Below are 16,925 nucleotides of genomic sequence, written 5' to 3' on the forward strand. Positions count from 1 at the left end.
AAGTTCGCAATGTACATAGACATGGTCAGACCGCCACGACAACGATGGCGCCGATCACCAGCACGGCACCAACCGCCATGGACGCTGCATACCAACGCAGTTGGCCGGTCTCGCTGCGGCTCAGGGCGGTGTGACCGGCCTTGGCGGCGCGCGGGATCAAACCGATGGTCTGGTCGAGCGGGTCTTTGCGCAGTACATGGCTGATAGCCAGGTAAGGCTTGACGAACAGTTTGTCGTAGATCCAGTCGAAGCCCCAGGCGGCGAACCACCAGGCCGACAGGAAGCGGCCAATGCTACTGTTGGCCACGGCCGTCACGAAGCGACGCTTGCCGAGGAACAACAGCGCGGCCAGCAGGATACCCGCGATGGCAATGGCACCCGAGGCGATTTCCAGGCTGTGCTTGGCGGCGCCACCGGCATGGCCGGCGCTTTCCGGCAGTACACCGGCCAGGGGCGGGGTGATCAGGGCGCCGACGAAGGTCGACAGCACGATCAGCACCGACAGTGGCAACCAGTGGGAGATGCCGTGACCTGCGTGCGCTTCGGTCTTGGCTTCACCGTGGAACGTGATGAAGATCAGGCGGAAGGTGTACAGCGAGGTCATGAACGCACCCACCAGGCCTGCGTAGAGCAGGTTCTGGTTACCGCTGGCAAAGGCTTCCCAGAGGATTTCGTCTTTCGAGTAGAAACCGGCGGTCACCAGTGGCAGTGCGGCCAGGGCTGCACCACCGACGATGAAGCTGGCGTAGGCCAGCGGCAGTTTCTTCCACAGGCCGCCCATCTTGAAGATGTTCTGCTCGTGGTGGCAGGCAACGATCACCGCACCAGAGGCAAGGAACAGCAGGGCCTTGAAGAAAGCGTGAGTCATCAGGTGGAAGATCGCCGCGTCCCAGGCGCCAACGCCCAGGGCCAGGAACATGTAGCCGATCTGGCTCATGGTCGAGTAGGCGAGGATACGCTTGATGTCGGTCTGCACCAGCGCGGCAAAGCCGGCCAGCACCAGGGTCACGCCGCCGACGATGCCCACCAGGTGCAGGATGTCCGGCGCGAGGGTGAACAGGCCGTGGGTACGGGCGATCAGGTAGACACCCGCAGTTACCATCGTAGCGGCGTGGATCAGTGCCGACACTGGGGTAGGACCGGCCATCGCATCCGCCAGCCAGGTTTGCAGCGGCAGTTGCGCGGATTTACCCACGGCGCCACCCAGCAGCATCAGGGTCGCCAGAGTGATCCAGAAGTCGCCGACCTGGAATTTCTGTGGTGCCAGCACCAGCAGTTCCTGGATGTTCAGCGTGCCCACCTGTTGGAACAGGATGAACAGGCCGATGGCCATGAACACGTCGCCGATGCGGGTAACGATAAATGCCTTGAGTGCCGCGTTACCGTTGTTGCGGTTGCTGTAGTAGAAACCGATCAACAGGTACGAGCACAGGCCCACGCCTTCCCAGCCGAAGTACAGGAACAACAGGTTATCGCCGAGCACCAGGAACAGCATGCTGGCGATAAACAGGTTGGTGTACGAGAAGAAGCGCGAGTAGCCCGCTTCACCGCGCATGTACCAGGACGCGAACAGGTGGATCAGGAAGCCCACGCCGACGACCACGCCGAGCATGGTGATCGACAGGCCGTCGACGTAGAGGGCGAAGTTAGGCTTGAAGCCTTCCACCGACATCCACTGCCACAGCACCAGGGTGTAGTGACCACCTTCCGGCGGCGCTACGTTGAATTGCCAGATGACGTAGGCGGCCACGATGGCCGACAGGCCAATGGAACCCACGCCGATCAGGGCCGAGAGGTTTTCCGACCAGCGTCCACGGGAGAACGACAGCAGCAGGAAACCGATCAGGGGAAATACGAAAGTCAGAAAGATCATGTTCATCCGCGCATCTCACTGGCAGCGTCGATATCAAGCGTGTGGAAGCGACGATACAGTTGCAGCAGGATCGCCAGGCCGATACTGGCCTCGGCGGCTGCCAGGCTGATCACCAGGATGAACATGACTTGTCCATCGGGCTGGCCCCAACGTGCACCTGCAACGATGAACGCCAGTGCCGCAGCGTTCATCATGATTTCCAGGCTCATCAACACGAACAGAATGTTACGGCGAACCATCAGGCCGACCAGGCCAAGGCAGAACAGGATGCCGGCGACCGCCAGACCATGCTCCAAAGGGATAGCAGGCATCGTCATTGCTCCTTGGCTTCGTTGCGGCCCAAGTGGAAGGCGGTGATGGCTGCCGCGAGCAGCAGCATCGAAGCCAGTTCGACCACCAGCAGGTACGGGCCGAACAGGCTGATGCCCACGGCTTTCGCGTCTACGGTGGTGTGGCCGATGGCCTGGCCGCTCTGGTGAGCGAACAGCACATACAGCAGCTCACCCAGCAGCAGCGCTGCGAGGACAACCGGGCCGAGCCAGATGCCGGGCTTGAGCCAGACGCGTTCCTGGGCGACCGAAGCCGGCCCCAGGTTGAGCATCATCACCACAAACACGAACAGCACCATGATGGCGCCGGCGTAGGCGATCACTTCGAGCACACCGGCGAACGGTGCGCCGAGGCTGAAGAACGTCATGGCCACGGCGATCAGCGAAATGATCAGGTAGAGCAGGGCGTGCACAGGGTTAGTGTTGGTGATCACACGAAGCGTGGACACCACTGCAATACCCGATGCGAAATAGAAAGCGAATTCCATCTTTCTTCCTTAAGGCAGCAAGCTCTTCACGTTGATCGGCTCGGCTTCGTTTTGTGCGGCGCCTTTCGGCTTACCGGCAACGGCCATACCTGCAACACGATAGAAGTTGTAATCAGGGTTTTTACCGGGACCAGAGATCAGCAGATCTTCTTTCTCGTACACCAGGTCCTGACGTTTGAACTCGGCCATCTCGAAATCCGGTGTCAGCTGGATTGCGGTGGTCGGGCAAGCTTCCTCGCAGAGGCCGCAGAAAATGCAGCGCGAGAAGTTGATACGGAAGAAGTCCGGGTACCAGCGACCGTCTTCGGTTTCAGCTTTCTGCAGGGAGATGCAACCCACCGGGCACGCTACGGCGCACAGGTTGCAGGCTACGCAACGCTCTTCGCCATCGGGGTCGCGGGTCAGCACGATACGGCCGCGATAGCGCGGCGGCAGGTACACCGCTTCTTCCGGGTATTGCAGGGTGTCGCGTTTGCGGAAACCGTGACCGAATACCATCACCAGGCTTCGCAACTGGGTACCGGTACCCTTAACGATGTCGCCAATATATTTGAACATGGGTCAAATCCTCACTGAACCGCGGCCGCTGGCGTGTTCAACAACACAACGGCAGCAGTCACCAGCAAATTGATCAGGGTCAGTGGCAGGCAGAAGCGCCAGCTGAAATCCATCACCTGGTCGTATCGTGGACGCGGAATGGAAGCGCGCAGCAGGATAAACAACATGATGAAGAACGCGGTCTTCAGGAAGAACCAGAAGAACGCCAACTGCGGCAGGATGCCGAACGGACCGTGCCAGCCGCCGAAGAACAGCGTCACCAGCAGGGCAGAGATCAAGATGATGCCGATGTACTCACCGACGAAGAACATGCCCCATTTCATGCCGGCATATTCAATGTGGTAACCGTCGGCCAGTTCCTGTTCTGCTTCAGGCTGGTCGAACGGGTGACGGTGAGTCACGGCAACGCCAGCGATGAAGAAAGTACAGAAGCCGAAGAACTGCGGAATGATGAACCACAGGTTCTGCGCCTGGTACTCGACGATGTCGCGCATGTTGAACGAGCCGACCTGCACCACGATGCCCATCAGCGCCAGGCCCATGAACACTTCGTAGGACACGGTCTGCGCCGAGGCACGCAAGCTGCCCAGCAGGGCGAACTTGTTGTTACTCGACCAACCGGCGAACAACACCGCGTAGACCGACAGACCGGCCATGGCGAAGAAGAACAGCAAGCCGATGTTCAGGTCCGCCACGCCCCAGGTCGGGGTGATCGGGATGATCGCGAAGGCAATCAGCAAGGCGCTCATGGCCACGACCGGTGCCAGGGTGAAGATCACCTTGTCGGCAAACGGTGGGGTCCAGTCTTCCTTGAAGAACATTTTCAGCATGTCGGCAGCGATCTGGAACATGCCGAATGGGCCAACGCGGTTCGGACCGTAACGGTCCTGCCACCAGCCCAGCAGGCGACGTTCGACGAAGCTGAGCAGGGCGCCCGCAACGACCACGGCCAACAGGATCACGATGGCCTTGACGACCGAGATGATCACGTCGATCACTTCAGGGGTGAACCAGGTCATTGCGCTGCCTCCTGCAGACCGTCAACGGTTTTGCCAAAGATCGCAGGCGGAATGCCGGCAAGGCCTTTAGGCAGTGCAACCAGGCCAGCGCCCAACGCTTCGTTGATACGCAGCGGCAGACGCAGAGTCTGGCCGGCCACGTTCAGGCTGAGCACGGCACCGTCGTTGACGCCGAGACGGTCGGCTTCGGACTTGGCCACGGACACGTACGCTTCTGGGATGCGGCTTTGCACCGGCGCGGCCTTGGAAGAGTTCTCTTCGCTGCCGAACAGGTGGAAGAACGGCACAACTTGCCAAGTGCCCTGGGCCGGGTTGAACGGGCGCGGTACTGCTGCGAACCAGTTCAGCGAGTCACCGGTGCTTTCGATCAGGCGGGTGCCTGGGTCGCCAGCGCGGATGTGACCACCGACTTCGTCCTGGAACTTGTTCCAGGCTTGTGGCGAGTTCCAGCCCGGCGACCAGGCAAACGGCACCTGCTGACGCGGCTCGACCGACCCCGAGTAACCTTCCATGGAGAAGGCGAACGCGGTGTCGTTGTCTTGTGGGGTACGCGGTTCGTGCACGCTGATGTCGGCGCGCATGGCGGTACGACCGGAGTAACGCAGCGGTTCACGGGCCAATTTCATGCCCTTGATGCGGAACGCGGCGGACGGTGCGGCATCGACGATACGCGCAAGCTGCGGTGTGCTGCCGGCGACGGCTGCGGTCACGTGGTCCAGTTGGGTCCAATCGATCGGCTGGTTCAACAGGGTCGCGCGCAGGGCATGCAGCCAGCGCCAGCCTTCGTGAACCAGGATGCTGGCGTCCATGTACTTCGGATCGAATACCTGGAAGAAGCGCTGGGCGCGGCCTTCCTGGCTGACCAGGGTGCCGTCGCCTTCGGCAAAGCTCGCCGCTGGCAATACCAACTGAGCGCGGTCGCTGGTGGCGGTCTTCTGGTGGTCGGCCACGATCAGAACTTTTGCGGCGTTCAGTGCAGCGTCAACCTTGGCGGCGTCGGTGCGTGTGTACAGGTCGTTTTCCAGCACCACCATGGCGTCGGCGTTGCCGTCGATCACGGCTTGCAGGCCAGCGTCCAGGGACTCACCACCCAGCATGGCCAAGCCTAGGCTGTTGGCTTCCGGCACGACCAGGCTGATGGAGCCGTTCTTGTCGCGCAGCTTCAAGGCCTTGGCGATGTTGGCGGCGGCTTCGATCAATGCTTTGGAACCCAGCGAGGTACCGGCAATGATCAATGGACGCTTGGCTGCCAGCAGGGCGTCGGCAATGCGTTGGGCCAGTTCGACGGCTTCAGTGTCCAGGCCTTCGACGGCAGGCGCGCTGGCGTCCAGGGCGTGGGCCACGGCGAAACCGATGCGGGCGAGGTCGTCCGGTGCAGCGTGGACGCATTCTTCGGCGATGTCGTCGAGCTTGGTTTCAGCGATGCTGGCGATAAACAGCGGGTTCAGCGCGTGCTGGCCAATGTTTTTCACCGCAGCGTCCAGCCATGGCTGTACGCGCATGGCGTCGGCCATCTCTTCAGCCTTGCCTTTGACCGACTGACGCAGGGACAGCGCGATACGCGCGGCGGTCTGGGTCAGGTCTTCACCGAGCACGAAGATGGCATCGTGGTCTTCGATGTCGCGCATGTTCGGCACTGGCAGCGGGCTGTCGTTCAGCACTTGCAGGACCAGACGGATGCGTTCCAGCTCACCAGCTTCGATGCCGGAGTAGAAGTGCTCGGCACCGACCAGTTCGCGCAACGCGTAGTTGCTTTCGAGGCTGGCGCGAGGCGAACCGATACCGACGATATTACGACCGCGCAGCAGGTCGGCGGCTTTATCCAGCGCGTCGTCCAGGCTCAGCTTAGTGCCGTCGGCCAGCAGTGGTTGGCGCGGGCGATCCTTGCGGTTGACGTAGCCATAGCCGAAACGGCCACGGTCGCACAGGAAGTACTGGTTGACCGAACCGTTGAAGCGGTTTTCGATACGACGCAGTTCGCCGTAGCGTTCGCCCGGGGAAATGTTGCAACCGCTGGAGCAGCCGTGGCAGATGCTCGGGGCGAATTGCATGTCCCACTTACGGTTGTAGCGCTCGGAGTGGGTCTTGTCGGTGAACACACCGGTCGGGCAGACCTCAGTGAGGTTGCCGGAGAACTCGCTTTCGAGCACGCCGTCTTCAACGCGACCGAAGTACACGTTGTCGTGGGCGCCGAAGACACCAAGGTCGGTGCCGCCAGCGTAGTCTTTATAGAAACGTACGCACCGGTAGCAGGCGATGCAGCGGTTCATCTCGTGGGAAATGAACGGGCCGAGGTCCTGGTTCTGGTGGGTACGCTTGGTGAAACGATAACGGCGCTCGTTGTGGCCGGTCATCACCGTCATGTCTTGCAAGTGGCAGTGACCGCCTTCCTCACAGACTGGGCAGTCGTGGGGGTGGTTGGTCATCAGCCATTCGACAACGCTGGCGCGGAACGCCTTGGATTCTTCATCTTCGATGGAGATCCAGGTGTTGTCGGTAGCTGGGGTCATGCAGGACATGACGATACGACCACGGGTGTCGTTCTCGTCGGTGTATTGCTTGACCGCACACTGGCGACAGGCACCGACGCTACCGAGTGCGGGGTGCCAGCAGAAATACGGGATGTCGAGGCCTAGTGACAGACATGCCTGTAACAGGTTGTCCGCCCCATCGACTTCGAGCGCTTTGCCGTCTACGTGGATAGTGGCCATGGTTCAAAGTTCTTCGTTGGCCCGTTGTCAGCGGGCGTGGCTAATGGAATCTTGTTATTCATGGGCATCAACACAGCCTTTACGGCGTCAGCCCATGAGAAGACGAAGGGCACGGACCCTTCGCCTTTTAAAGCGTTACGCGCCGACTACGATCGGCCTTGCCAGAGGCGGGACGGCGGCGCTGGTAGGCGCAATACCGGCTTCGAACTCCGAGCGGAAGTATTTGATTGCGCTGCCCAATGGCTCCACGGCGCCCGGTGCGTGAGCACAGAAGGTCTTGCCTGGGCCGAGGAAACCGACCAGACCCAACAGGGTCTCGATGTCACCCTCACGGCCTTCGCCATTTTCCAGGGCCATCAGCAGCTTGACGCTCCACGGCAGACCGTCGCGGCATGGGGTGCAGAAGCCACAGGATTCACGGGCAAAGAACTGCTCCATGTTGCGCAGCAGCGAGACCATGTTCACGGTGTTGTCCACCGCCATCGCCAGGCCAGTACCCATCCGGGTGCCCACCTTGCCGATGCCGCCGGCATACATTTGTGCGTCGAGGTGCTCGGGCAACAGGAAACCGGTACCAGCGCCGCCTGGCTGCCAGGCCTTCAAGGTGTAGCCGTCGCGCATGCCGCCGGCGTAGTCCTCGAAAAGCTCGCGTGCGGTAACGCCGAATGGCAGCTCCCACAAGCCAGGATTCTTGACCTTGCCGGAGAAGCCCATGAGCTTGGTGCCCATGTCTTCGCTGCCTTCACGGGCCAACGATTTGTACCAGTCCACGCCGTCGGCGATGATCGCCGGCACGTTGCACAGGGTCTCAACGTTGTTGACGCAGGTCGGCTTGCCCCATACGCCCACGGCGGCGGGGAAGGGTGGCTTGGAGCGCGGGTTGGCGCGGCGCCCTTCGAGGGAGTTGATCAGTGCGGTTTCTTCACCGCAGATGTAACGCCCGGCGCCGGTGTGCACGAACAGTTCGAAATCAAAGCCGGAACCCAGGATGTTCTTGCCCAACAGGCCAGCAGCCTTGGCTTCTTCCACGGCACGGTTGAGGTGCTTGGCGGCGGTGGTGTATTCGCCACGCAGGAAGATATAGCCACGATAGGTTTTCAGCGCGCGGGCACTGATCAGCATGCCTTCGATCAGCAAATGGGGCAGTTGCTCCATCAGCATGCGGTCTTTCCAGGTGTTCGGCTCCATTTCATCCGCGTTGCACAGCAGGTAGCGGATGTTGATGGACTCGTCCTTGGGCATCAGGCCCCACTTCACGCCCGTGGGGAAGCCTGCACCGCCGCGGCCTTTGAGGCCGGCGTCTTTCACGGTCTGGACGATGTCGTCCTGGGCCATGTCGGCAAAGGCTTTGCGCGCAGCGGCGTAGCCGTTCTTGGCCTGGTACTCATCGAGCCATACCGGCTCGGCATCGTCACGCAGGCGCCAGGTGAGAGGATGGGTCTCAGGCGAACGCTTGATCAGGTTGGCGGGGCCGAAAGATGTAAGGGTCATGGGTAGCCCTCAAGCAATTGGGTCACGCCAGCAGGCTGCACGTCACCGAATGTGTCGTCGTCGATCATCAACGCCGGCGCCTTGTCGCAGTTGCCCAGGCAGCACACCGGCAGCAGCGTGAAGCGGCCGTCCGGAGTGGTTTGGCCCAGGCCGATGCCCAGTTTGTTCTGGATCTCGCTGACCACGGATTCGTGACCACCGATGTAGCAGACCATGCTGTCGCACACGCGAATGATGTGACGGCCCACCGGTTGGCGGAAGATCTGGCTGTAGAACGTAGCCACGCCTTCAACGTCGCTGGCAGGGATGCCGAGAATCTCGCCGATGGCGTAGAGGGCGCCGTCCGGCACCCAGCCACGTTCCTTCTGAACGATCTTCAGGGCTTCGATCGACGCCGCGCGCGGGTCTTCGTAGTGATGCAGCTCGTGCTCGATGGCCGAGCGCTCGGTTTCACTCAAGGTGAAACGGTCTGTCTGGATAAGCGTGCTGTTCATGCTTAGCGGTCCACGTCGGCCATAACGAAATCGATACTACCCAGGTACGCAATCAAGTCCGCGACCATCTCGCCTTTGATCACCGAAGGGATCTGCTGCAAGTGCGGGAAGCTTGGAGTACGAATCCGGGTGCGGTAGCTCATGGTGCCGCCATCGCTCGTCAGGTAATAACTGTTGATACCCTTGGTCGCTTCGATCATCTGGAAGGATTCGTTGGCCGGCATGACCGGGCCCCACGAAACCTGCAGGAAGTGCGTGATCAGGGTTTCGATGTGCTGCAGCGTGCGTTCTTTGGGCGGCGGCGTGGTCAGCGGGTGATCCGCCTTGTACGGGCCGGCCGGCATGTTGCGCATGCACTGTTCGATGATCTTCAGGCTCTGGCGCATTTCTTCGACGCGCACGATGCAACGGTCGTAGGCATCGCCATTGGCGGCCACCGGCACTTCGAACTCGAAGTTCTCGTAGCCGGAGTATGGGCGCGCTTTACGCAGGTCGAAGTCGCAGCCAGTCGAGCGCAGGCCTGCACCGGTGACGCCCCATTCCAGGGCCTCTTTGGTGTTGTAGGCGGCGACGCCGATGGTACGGCCCTTGAGGATGCTGTTATCGAGCGCGGCTTTTTGGTACTCGTCCAGACGCTTGGGCATCCAGTCGATGAATTCCTTGACCAGGCGCTCCCAACCATTCGGCAGGTCGTGGGCCACGCCGCCGATGCGGTACCAGGCCGGGTGCAGACGGAAACCGGTGATGGCTTCGATGACCTTGTAGGCGCGCTGACGGTCGGTGAATGTGAAGAACACCGGGGTCATGGCGCCGACGTCCTGGATATAGGTACCCAGGAACAGCAGGTGGCTGGTGATCCGGAAGAACTCGGCCATCATGATGCGGATGGTGTCGACGCGGTCCGGGACCTTGATGCCGGCCAGCTTCTCGACCGAGAGCACGTACGGCAGGTTGTTCATCACGCCGCCGAGGTAGTCGATACGGTCGGTGTACGGGATGAAGCTGTGCCACGACTGACGCTCGGCCATCTTCTCGGCGCCACGGTGGTGGTAGCCGATGTCCGGCACGCAGTCGACAATTTCTTCGCCATCCAGTTGCAGGATGATACGGAAGGCACCGTGAGCCGAAGGGTGGTTCGGGCCCAGGTTGAGGAACATGTAGTCCTCGTTGGTGCCGGAGCGTTTCATGCCCCAGTCTTCCGGACGGAAGCGCGCAGCCTCTTCTTCAAGCTGTTGCTTGGCGAGGTTGAGGCTGAACGGGTCGAATTCGGTGGCGCGGGCAGGGAAGTCCTTGCGCAGCGGGTGACCTTCCCACGTGGGCGGCATCATGATGCGCGTCAGGTGCGGGTGGCCGGGGAAATCGATGCCGAACATGTCCCACACTTCACGCTCGTACCAGCTGGCGTTCGGCCAGATACCGGTTACGGTCGGGACGCTCAGGTCGCTCTCGGAGAGGGCAACCTTGATCATCACGTCGCTGTTACGTTCCAGCGACATCAGATGGTAGAACACGGTGAAATCGGCACCGCTTGGCAGGCCCTGGCGCTTGGTGCGCAGACGCTCGTCCACGCCATGCAGGTCATAAAGCATGACGTACGGCTTGGGCAAGTTACGCAGGAAGGTCAGGACTTCGACGAGCTTGGCGCGCGCCACCCACAGCACCGGCATACCGGTACGTGTGGCCTGGGCGGTGAAGGCGTCAGGGCCAAAACGGTTATTGAGTTCGACGACCACATCCTGGTCGTCTGCCTTATAAGGCGGGATGTACAGAGCGCTGCCTGTAGTCATGGTTTTTTATCGCTTTCGGTCAACGTAAAGAATGAAGCCAGGTATTCGTTCTATAAAAGAAGCGGGCTGGATCAGACTTCGTCAGGGCTGCGCAGGTTGGTGACTGCGATTCGCTGTTCGCGGCGCTGTTCCTTTTGCGAGGGCATCTCGGCGCGGTAAACGCCTTGATCGCCGACGACCCAGGAAAGCGGACGACGCTCCTTGCCAATCGATTCCTGCAACAGCATCAAGCCTTGCAGAAATGCTTCAGGGCGGGGCGGGCAGCCAGGCACGTAGACGTCCACGGGCAGGAACTTATCCACCCCTTGGACCACTGAGTAGATGTCGTACATGCCACCGGAGTTGGCGCACGAACCCATGGAGATAACCCACTTCGGTTCGAGCATTTGCTCGTAGAGACGCTGAATGATCGGCGCCATCTTGATGAAGCAGGTTCCGGCGATAACCATGAAATCCGCCTGGCGCGGTGATGCCCGGATAACTTCGGCGCCAAAGCGCGCGATGTCGTGGGGCGCCGTGAAGGCGGTGGTCATTTCCACATAGCAGCACGAAAGGCCGAAGTTGTACGGCCACAGGGAGTTTTTACGCCCCCAATTGACCGCGCCACTCAGCACGTCTTCGAGTTTGCCCATGTAGATGTTTTTGTGGACTTGGTCTTCTAACGGATCGGAAACGGTTTCCCGTTCGCCGATGGGGTACTGCTCGTTAGGAGCATCCGGGTCGATCCTGGTGAGATTGTATTGCATCGCCAAAGCCTCATTGTTTCAGCTTCGCTTGCCGCTTACGACGAGCTTCCGGAGCCCAGTCAAGGGCGCCCACTCGAAATAGGTAGACAAGGCCTGCCAACAGAATTGCTATGAAAACGAGAGCTTCGACGAATCCGGTCCAGCCGCTTTCGCGGACGGACACAGACCAGGCAAAGAGAAAGAGGGCTTCGATATCGAAGATCACGAACAGCATCGCGACCAGATAGAATTTGGCTGAGAGCCGCAGGCGGGCGCCACCTGTAGGTAGCATGCCCGACTCGAACGGTTCGTTTTTGCTGCGGCCCCAGGCTTTTGACCCGAGGAGGCTGGAAACACCGAGCATGAAGGCGCAAAGGCCGACAACACCGAGGAGGAAAATGGCAAAGCCCCAGTTGTGGGCCATGAGTCCTGTCGCTTCGGTCATGCTGGAAATCCTTAACAGAGAGCAAAGGTCTCTGAGCTCGAAAAAGTAATGATGCAGTGACGATATGTCGCAGCGCAGTCAATCGCGGTGATTTTATGGCTAAACACCGGGCAAGTAAAATTCCTATAGCGAAATTATTCGATGGAATAAGGACATAGTGCACCTTCTTGGGGCTGTAGCCCTTGCGGGGCGGGGATTAGCGGGCATTTGATCAATTATGTTTTGTTTAACCAGTAACGAAGTTTTCATGGCCTAAATGATAATGAATATTGTTTGCGTGGGGTTTAAGCGATTGTTTCTCATGTGGCGGGGTAAGTTGCCGTTACTTGTTTGATTGGCGCAAGTTGCCGGAGCGGATCTTTTAACCGATTTATCTGCAGCGAATACCGCTCTGGATCAAGGTTTTGTACAAAATCTTCAGGTTGCGTGCGTTCCCTTGTGGGAGGGGGCTTGCCCTCGATGGCTGAGTGTCAGTCAATAACGCTGTTGCTGATCCACCGTTATCGGGGGCAAGCCCCCTCCCACATTTGGATTCTCATTGGCCCGGGGCAGATATCTCAGGCAAAAAAAACGCCCCGAACCAGTCGGGGCGTGATTGTCGTGCAGCACTGCGGTTAGCTCTTTAACGGGTCCGCAGTGGCTGTGTACTCACATCGATCAGTGGAACTGCTCTTCTTCAGTCGACCCGGTCAGCGCGGTCACGGACGAGGTGCCGCCCTGGATCACGGTGGTCATGTCGTCGAAGTAGCCAGTACCCACTTCCTGCTGGTGCGCCACAAAGGTGTAGCCTTTGGAGGCGTCAGCGAATTCCTGCTCCTGCAGCTTCACGTAGGCGGTCATGTCGTTGCGGGCGTAGTCGTGCGCCAGGTTGAACATGCTGTGCCACATATTGTGAATGCCGGCCAGGGTGATGAACTGGTGCTTGTAGCCCATGGCGGACAGTTCGCGCTGGAACTTGGCGATGGTCGCGTCGTCCAGGTTCTTCTTCCAGTTGAAAGAAGGCGAGCAGTTGTAGGACAGCAGTTGGTCAGGGTATTCCTTCTTGATCGCTTCGGCGAAACGACGCGCTTCGTCCAGATCCGGCTTGGCGGTTTCGCACCAGATCAGGTCGGCATACGGTGCGTAGGCCAGACCGCGGGCGATGGCCTGGTCGAGGCCGGCGCGTACCTTGTAGAAACCTTCCTGGGTGCGTTCGCCGGTAACGAATGGTTGGTCGTACGGGTCGCAGTCGGAGGTCAACAGGTCTGCTGCGTTGGCGTCGGTACGGGCCAGGATGATGGTCGGCGTGCCGGCAACGTCAGCCGCCAGACGGGCAGCGGTCAGCTTCTGTACAGCTTCCTGGGTTGGAACCAGTACCTTGCCGCCCATATGGCCGCATTTCTTCACGGAAGCCAGTTGGTCTTCGAAGTGAACGCCCGCGGCGCCTGCTTCGATCATGCTCTTCATCAGCTCATAGGCGTTCAGTACGCCGCCGAAGCCGGCTTCGGCGTCAGCTACGATTGGTGCGAAGTAGTCGATGTAGCCTTCATCGCCTGGGCCTTTGCCGGCTTTCCACTGGATCTGGTCAGCACGACGGAACGAGTTGTTGATGCGCTTGACTACGGTCGGCACGGAATCAACCGGGTACAGCGATTGGTCGGGGTACATGGACTCAGCGGAGTTGTTGTCCGCTGCCACTTGCCAGCCGGACAGGTAGATCGCCTGGATGCCGGCTTTTACCTGTTGGACTGCTTGGCCGCCAGTGAGGGCGCCCATGCAGTTGACGAAATCTTTGTCGGGGCGGAAGGAAGGCTTGGCACCTTGGGTGACCAGGTTCCACAGCTTCTCGGCGCCGAGTTTTGCAAAGGTGTGCTCAGGTTGAACCGAGCCACGCAGGCGGACGACGTCAGCAGCGGAATAAGCGCGGGTTACGCCTTTCCAGCGTGGGTTTTCAGCCCAATCTTTTTCAAGGGCTGCAATTTGCTGTTCGCGTGTCAGTGCCATGGGGAAAAACCTCGTCGCATAGGTCTAGGTGGAAAGATCCATTTGCCAGCCGCGCAATCGTTGCGGGGTATGGCTGCTCGCTGACCAGAAGCATAGGTGGTCAAGTCAGGTTCCACGGGGAAGGCGACGGGATGAACGATGATCGAGAGGGGGCAGGTAAAGGCTGGCCGAGAACGGTCTTCGGGCATCGTGGGCCCTTGGGTATTCTGCAGCATGTTGCCGGGTTACCTGGTTAGCTTCCGTCCCTCGGGACAACTTCATTCCAGTCGCAACCTCGTCAAACACACCTTGTGGGCGGTACAGACACGAATCGGCTCAGGTGGGTAGCTTAGAGCGACGATCCGAAGGCCCTTGCCAGGGCCCCTGATTAGCGGGAGCGAGGCCATCATGCCCATGCTTTTTTGGATCGTCAAATGTTTTGTAGTGCTTTTTTTATAGCACTACATCTTTAGTCTAATACGACTCATCAGTCAGTTTTTGGTGCTTCAGTTCAGGGTGTCGACCTTGACCCGCAACGTCAGGTCATCACGGCCCTGGGTAGAGTAGCTGCGGGTTGTAGAGGATTTATCGGCTTGGGTTTCACGGTTGATGCCGGCCAGGGGGATCCATTCGCCAAGACGCCCGCTGACGGTTGTGTCGGTACTTTGCACATTCACTACATCGGGACGTTCCTGGCTCATGCGGTCACGGTTGGTACTGATCGCCAGATGCACGGTCTCGCCGGTGACGCTGGCAGTGACATAGAAGCCCTGGGTGACGTCGCGGTATTGGGTCTGGTTCTGCGGGCGGCCGTAGGCGTCTGGTTGGGTGGTGGTCAGTGGTACGCTCTGGCCGACCTGGATTAGCGCAGGCACGCCTTCGCTGGCCTGGATCTGCTGGATGCCGCCGTCGCGACTGGCAGTGCCGTAGTTGATGATGCGGGTTTGGCTATCGCCACTGTTCTGTTGGTTGTTTTCGTTCGTGTCTACAGTAATCAGCAGGCGCTTGGCCGGTGTGTCCAGTTGTGCAATCAGTGCGCGCAGGTCCTGGAGCTTGCCGGGATCGGCGTTAACAATAAGTTGGTTGCCGTAGGCGCTGACGGTGCCGTCCTTGCCGATGAAATTCTGCGCCACCGGCAATAGATCGGCGCTGGTGCGGTTGTTCAGGTTGACGACTTCGGTGTCGGCCATTGTCGAGCAACTGACGGCCAGGAGGAGGGCGGTGAGCAGGGTGCGTAGGGACATGTCCGTGATCTCTGCGAGTCATTTAGGCTTGATAGTGCCAGTTTGTCGGCCTGGGGTGTAGTGAGCGGGCTTGCCCTGCGCTGGGCTGCGTAGCGGCTCCTATAAAAAACGCCGCGTTCTTTCAGAAAGAACGCGGCGTTTGGTTTTGTGGCTGCTAAGCAGCCCAGCGCGGGGCAAGCCCGCTCACCACAGACAAGCCCTTAAGCAGGGATCAGCCCCCACGTACCATATCAACATGGGGAATCCCGACTTCCAGGAACTCATCGCTGACGATCTTGAAGCCCAACCGCTCATAAAACGGCGCTGCATAGACCTGCGCGCTGAGGAACTGTTTGGTCTGGCCGCGTTGCTCGGCCACGCCAATCACCGCTTCCATCAGCTTGTCGCCAACCTTCAGGCCGCGCCAGTCCTTGAGGACCGATACGCGGCCGATCTCGCCGCTGGGCAGCAGGCGAGCGGTGCCAATTGGAAAGTCGCCTTCGAACGCCAGGAAGTGCATCGCACCAGCGTCATCCGCGTCCCACTCCAACTCGGGCGGAACCGATTGTTCAGCGATAAATACCGCTTCACGAATGCGCCGAATCTCGGCGATATCCTTTTGCCAGTCCGCGACACTTACGTGAATTTTATTCATCGGCAAATCCCAGGCTGCCTTGCTTGACCAGCTCGCACAGCAGGTCGCGGCCGTCTTCGTCGGCGAGCCACTCACCCAGGTTTTCGCTGTGCAGCGCATCGGCGGAGCACACCAGTTTCAACAGTTCACGCAGCTTGCCGGGCAGGTAGCGGCTCTGGCCGCTGGCAAACAGCAGCACGTCGTCGTCCACTTCCGACCACGCCATGCGCGCGCTTGGGTTGCGTACCAGGATCGCGCCGTCTTGCAGGGTGCTGATGAAGTCTTCTTCGCCCAGCTCTTCGCCGGCGACGAGTTCTGGGTAGCGCGGTTCGGTCATGAACTGGCCGAACCAGGTCAGCAGCATGCGTTCGTCGCTCATGTGCTCGGCCAGCAGGCTCTTGAGGCGGTCGAGGGCGTCGCGCTGGATCTGATGCGGGTCGCTGACTGGCTGCGCGTCGGCGTCGGTGTAGCGCTCTTCATCCGTCAGGTATTGGGCGAGGAAATCGGTGAAGTGGGTGAGCACTTCGGCGGCGCTCGGCGCACGGAAGCCGACCGAGTAGGTCATGCAGTCGTCTTCGGCGATGCCGAAGTGCGCCAGGCGTGGCGGCAGATAGAGCATGTCGCCCGGTTCGAGTACCCATTCGGCGGTTTCTTCGAATTCGGCGAGGATGCGCAGGTCGGCGTGTTGTAGCAGAGGGCTTTCGGAGTTGCACATCTGGCCGATCTTCCAGTTGCGCTTGCCTTGGGCTTGCAGCAGGAACACATCGTAGTTGTCGAAGTGCGGACCAACGCTGCCGCCAGGCGCGGCGAAGCTGATCATCACATCGTCGATGCGCCAGCTTGGTAGAAAGCGGAACTGCTCCAGCAGCTCGGCCACTTCCGGAACGAACTGGTCGACCGCCTGCACCAGCAGGGTCCACTCGCGCTCAGGCAGGCTGCCGAAGGCGTCTTCGGCGAACGGGCCGCGACGCAGTTCCCATGGGCGCTCGCCGTGTTCGATCACCAGGCGCGATTCGACTTCTTCTTCCAAGGCCAGGCCGGCCAGTTCGTCGGCGTCGATCGGGCTTTCGAAATCAGGGATGGCCTGACGGATCAGCAGTGGTTTTTTCTGCCAGTAGTCGCGCAGGAATTCCCGTGCCGTGATGCCGCCCAGAAGTTGAAGAGGGATGTCAGGATTCATGTGTAA

The 16,925-nt window shown here is 60.1% G+C and carries 15 protein-coding genes; all 15 read right to left on the reverse strand.

Translation table 11 applies throughout. The features are described 5' to 3' along the window. Window positions 1-25: 25 nt before the first annotated feature. Window positions 26-1,879 carry an NADH-quinone oxidoreductase subunit L gene (nuoL, locus tag AB4N82_RS21415; RefSeq protein WP_122765473.1) on the reverse strand — a complete coding sequence of 618 codons (1,854 nt, stop codon included), beginning with the start codon at window positions 1,877-1,879 and terminating at the stop codon, window positions 26-28. Next, entirely contained in the window at window positions 1,876-2,184 is a 309-nt protein-coding gene (nuoK, locus tag AB4N82_RS21420) for an NADH-quinone oxidoreductase subunit NuoK (RefSeq protein WP_003174727.1), read from the reverse strand. The genes nuoL and nuoK overlap by 4 nt, the downstream gene beginning before the upstream one ends. A gap of 2 nt (window positions 2,185-2,186) precedes the next feature. Beyond that, complete coding sequence (nuoJ, locus tag AB4N82_RS21425) at window positions 2,187-2,690, reverse strand: NADH-quinone oxidoreductase subunit J (protein WP_003174726.1); 504 nt, start codon at window positions 2,688-2,690, stop codon at window positions 2,187-2,189. Between the two features lie 9 nt (window positions 2,691-2,699). Next, complete coding sequence (nuoI, locus tag AB4N82_RS21430; protein ID WP_003174725.1) at window positions 2,700-3,248, reverse strand: NADH-quinone oxidoreductase subunit NuoI; 549 nt, start codon at window positions 3,246-3,248, stop codon at window positions 2,700-2,702. 11 nt (window positions 3,249-3,259) lie between these two features. After that, on the reverse strand, window positions 3,260-4,267 hold the full coding sequence (gene nuoH / locus AB4N82_RS21435; RefSeq protein WP_003174724.1) for an NADH-quinone oxidoreductase subunit NuoH: 1,008 nt from the start codon (window positions 4,265-4,267) through the stop codon (window positions 3,260-3,262). After that, window positions 4,264-6,978 carry an NADH-quinone oxidoreductase subunit NuoG gene (nuoG, locus tag AB4N82_RS21440; RefSeq protein ID WP_032889693.1) on the reverse strand — a complete coding sequence of 905 codons (2,715 nt, stop codon included), beginning with the start codon at window positions 6,976-6,978 and terminating at the stop codon, window positions 4,264-4,266. The genes nuoH and nuoG overlap by 4 nt, the downstream gene beginning before the upstream one ends. Window positions 6,979-7,113: 135 nt before the next feature. Beyond that, window positions 7,114-8,469, reverse strand: coding sequence for an NADH-quinone oxidoreductase subunit NuoF (nuoF, locus tag AB4N82_RS21445; RefSeq protein ID WP_003174722.1), 1,356 nt, complete (start codon window positions 8,467-8,469; stop codon window positions 7,114-7,116). Beyond that, entirely contained in the window at window positions 8,466-8,963 is a 498-nt protein-coding gene (nuoE, locus tag AB4N82_RS21450) for an NADH-quinone oxidoreductase subunit NuoE (protein ID WP_003174721.1), read from the reverse strand. Before nuoE ends, nuoF begins: the two co-directional genes overlap by 4 nt. A 2-nt stretch (window positions 8,964-8,965) precedes the next feature. Then, entirely contained in the window at window positions 8,966-10,750 is a 1,785-nt protein-coding gene (gene nuoC / locus AB4N82_RS21455) for an NADH-quinone oxidoreductase subunit C/D (protein WP_095184439.1), read from the reverse strand. Between the two features lie 71 nt (window positions 10,751-10,821). Beyond that, entirely contained in the window at window positions 10,822-11,496 is a 675-nt protein-coding gene (locus tag AB4N82_RS21460) for a NuoB/complex I 20 kDa subunit family protein (RefSeq protein WP_003174719.1), read from the reverse strand. Window positions 11,497-11,506: 10 nt separating this feature from the next. Further along, window positions 11,507-11,920 (reverse strand): NADH-quinone oxidoreductase subunit A, encoded by a 414-nt coding sequence (locus tag AB4N82_RS21465; protein ID WP_003219575.1) that lies wholly within the window; start codon window positions 11,918-11,920, stop codon window positions 11,507-11,509. Window positions 11,921-12,577: 657 nt separating this feature from the next. Next, complete coding sequence (gene aceA / locus AB4N82_RS21470) at window positions 12,578-13,903, reverse strand: isocitrate lyase (RefSeq protein ID WP_010458877.1); 1,326 nt, start codon at window positions 13,901-13,903, stop codon at window positions 12,578-12,580. 485 nt (window positions 13,904-14,388) lie between these two features. Continuing rightward, entirely contained in the window at window positions 14,389-15,126 is a 738-nt protein-coding gene (locus AB4N82_RS21475; RefSeq protein WP_122765471.1) for a secretin N-terminal domain-containing protein, read from the reverse strand. 211 nt (window positions 15,127-15,337) lie between these two features. After that, window positions 15,338-15,760: a GNAT family N-acetyltransferase gene (locus tag AB4N82_RS21480; RefSeq protein WP_032889687.1), complete on the reverse strand. Its 423-nt coding sequence runs from the start codon at window positions 15,758-15,760 to the stop codon at window positions 15,338-15,340. Next, a complete protein-coding gene (locus AB4N82_RS21485) occupies window positions 15,753-16,919 on the reverse strand; it encodes a ribosomal protein uL16 3-hydroxylase (RefSeq protein ID WP_032889686.1) in 1,167 nt (388 codons plus the stop codon). Before AB4N82_RS21485 ends, AB4N82_RS21480 begins: the two co-directional genes overlap by 8 nt. Window positions 16,920-16,925 lie beyond the last annotated feature (6 nt).

This window comes from Pseudomonas sp. H1_D04 (assembly GCF_054683855.1).

Excerpts from the sequence above, each read along its gene's own strand:
- nuoL (WP_122765473.1), bottom strand. The coding sequence starts at position 1,879 with ATGAACATGATCTTTCTGACTTTCGTATTTCCCCTGATCGGTTTCCTG.
- nuoF (WP_003174722.1), bottom strand. The coding sequence starts at position 8,469 with ATGACCCTTACATCTTTCGGCCCCGCCAACCTGATCAAGCGTTCGCCT.
- AB4N82_RS21460 (WP_003174719.1), bottom strand. The coding sequence starts at position 11,496 with ATGCAATACAATCTCACCAGGATCGACCCGGATGCTCCTAACGAGCAG.
- AB4N82_RS21475 (WP_122765471.1), bottom strand. The coding sequence starts at position 15,126 with ATGTCCCTACGCACCCTGCTCACCGCCCTCCTCCTGGCCGTCAGTTGC.
- nuoJ (WP_003174726.1), bottom strand. The coding sequence starts at position 2,690 with ATGGAATTCGCTTTCTATTTCGCATCGGGTATTGCAGTGGTGTCCACG.
- nuoE (WP_003174721.1), bottom strand. The coding sequence starts at position 8,963 with ATGAACAGCACGCTTATCCAGACAGACCGTTTCACCTTGAGTGAAACC.
- nuoH (WP_003174724.1), bottom strand. The coding sequence starts at position 4,267 with ATGACCTGGTTCACCCCTGAAGTGATCGACGTGATCATCTCGGTCGTC.
- AB4N82_RS21465 (WP_003219575.1), bottom strand. The coding sequence starts at position 11,920 with ATGACCGAAGCGACAGGACTCATGGCCCACAACTGGGGCTTTGCCATT.
- AB4N82_RS21480 (WP_032889687.1), bottom strand. The coding sequence starts at position 15,760 with ATGAATAAAATTCACGTAAGTGTCGCGGACTGGCAAAAGGATATCGCC.
- nuoK (WP_003174727.1), bottom strand. The coding sequence starts at position 2,184 with ATGCCTGCTATCCCTTTGGAGCATGGTCTGGCGGTCGCCGGCATCCTG.
- AB4N82_RS21485 (WP_032889686.1), bottom strand. The coding sequence starts at position 16,919 with ATGAATCCTGACATCCCTCTTCAACTTCTGGGCGGCATCACGGCACGG.
- aceA (WP_010458877.1), bottom strand. The coding sequence starts at position 13,903 with ATGGCACTGACACGCGAACAGCAAATTGCAGCCCTTGAAAAAGATTGG.
- nuoC (WP_095184439.1), bottom strand. The coding sequence starts at position 10,750 with ATGACTACAGGCAGCGCTCTGTACATCCCGCCTTATAAGGCAGACGAC.
- nuoG (WP_032889693.1), bottom strand. The coding sequence starts at position 6,978 with ATGGCCACTATCCACGTAGACGGCAAAGCGCTCGAAGTCGATGGGGCG.
- nuoI (WP_003174725.1), bottom strand. The coding sequence starts at position 3,248 with ATGTTCAAATATATTGGCGACATCGTTAAGGGTACCGGTACCCAGTTG.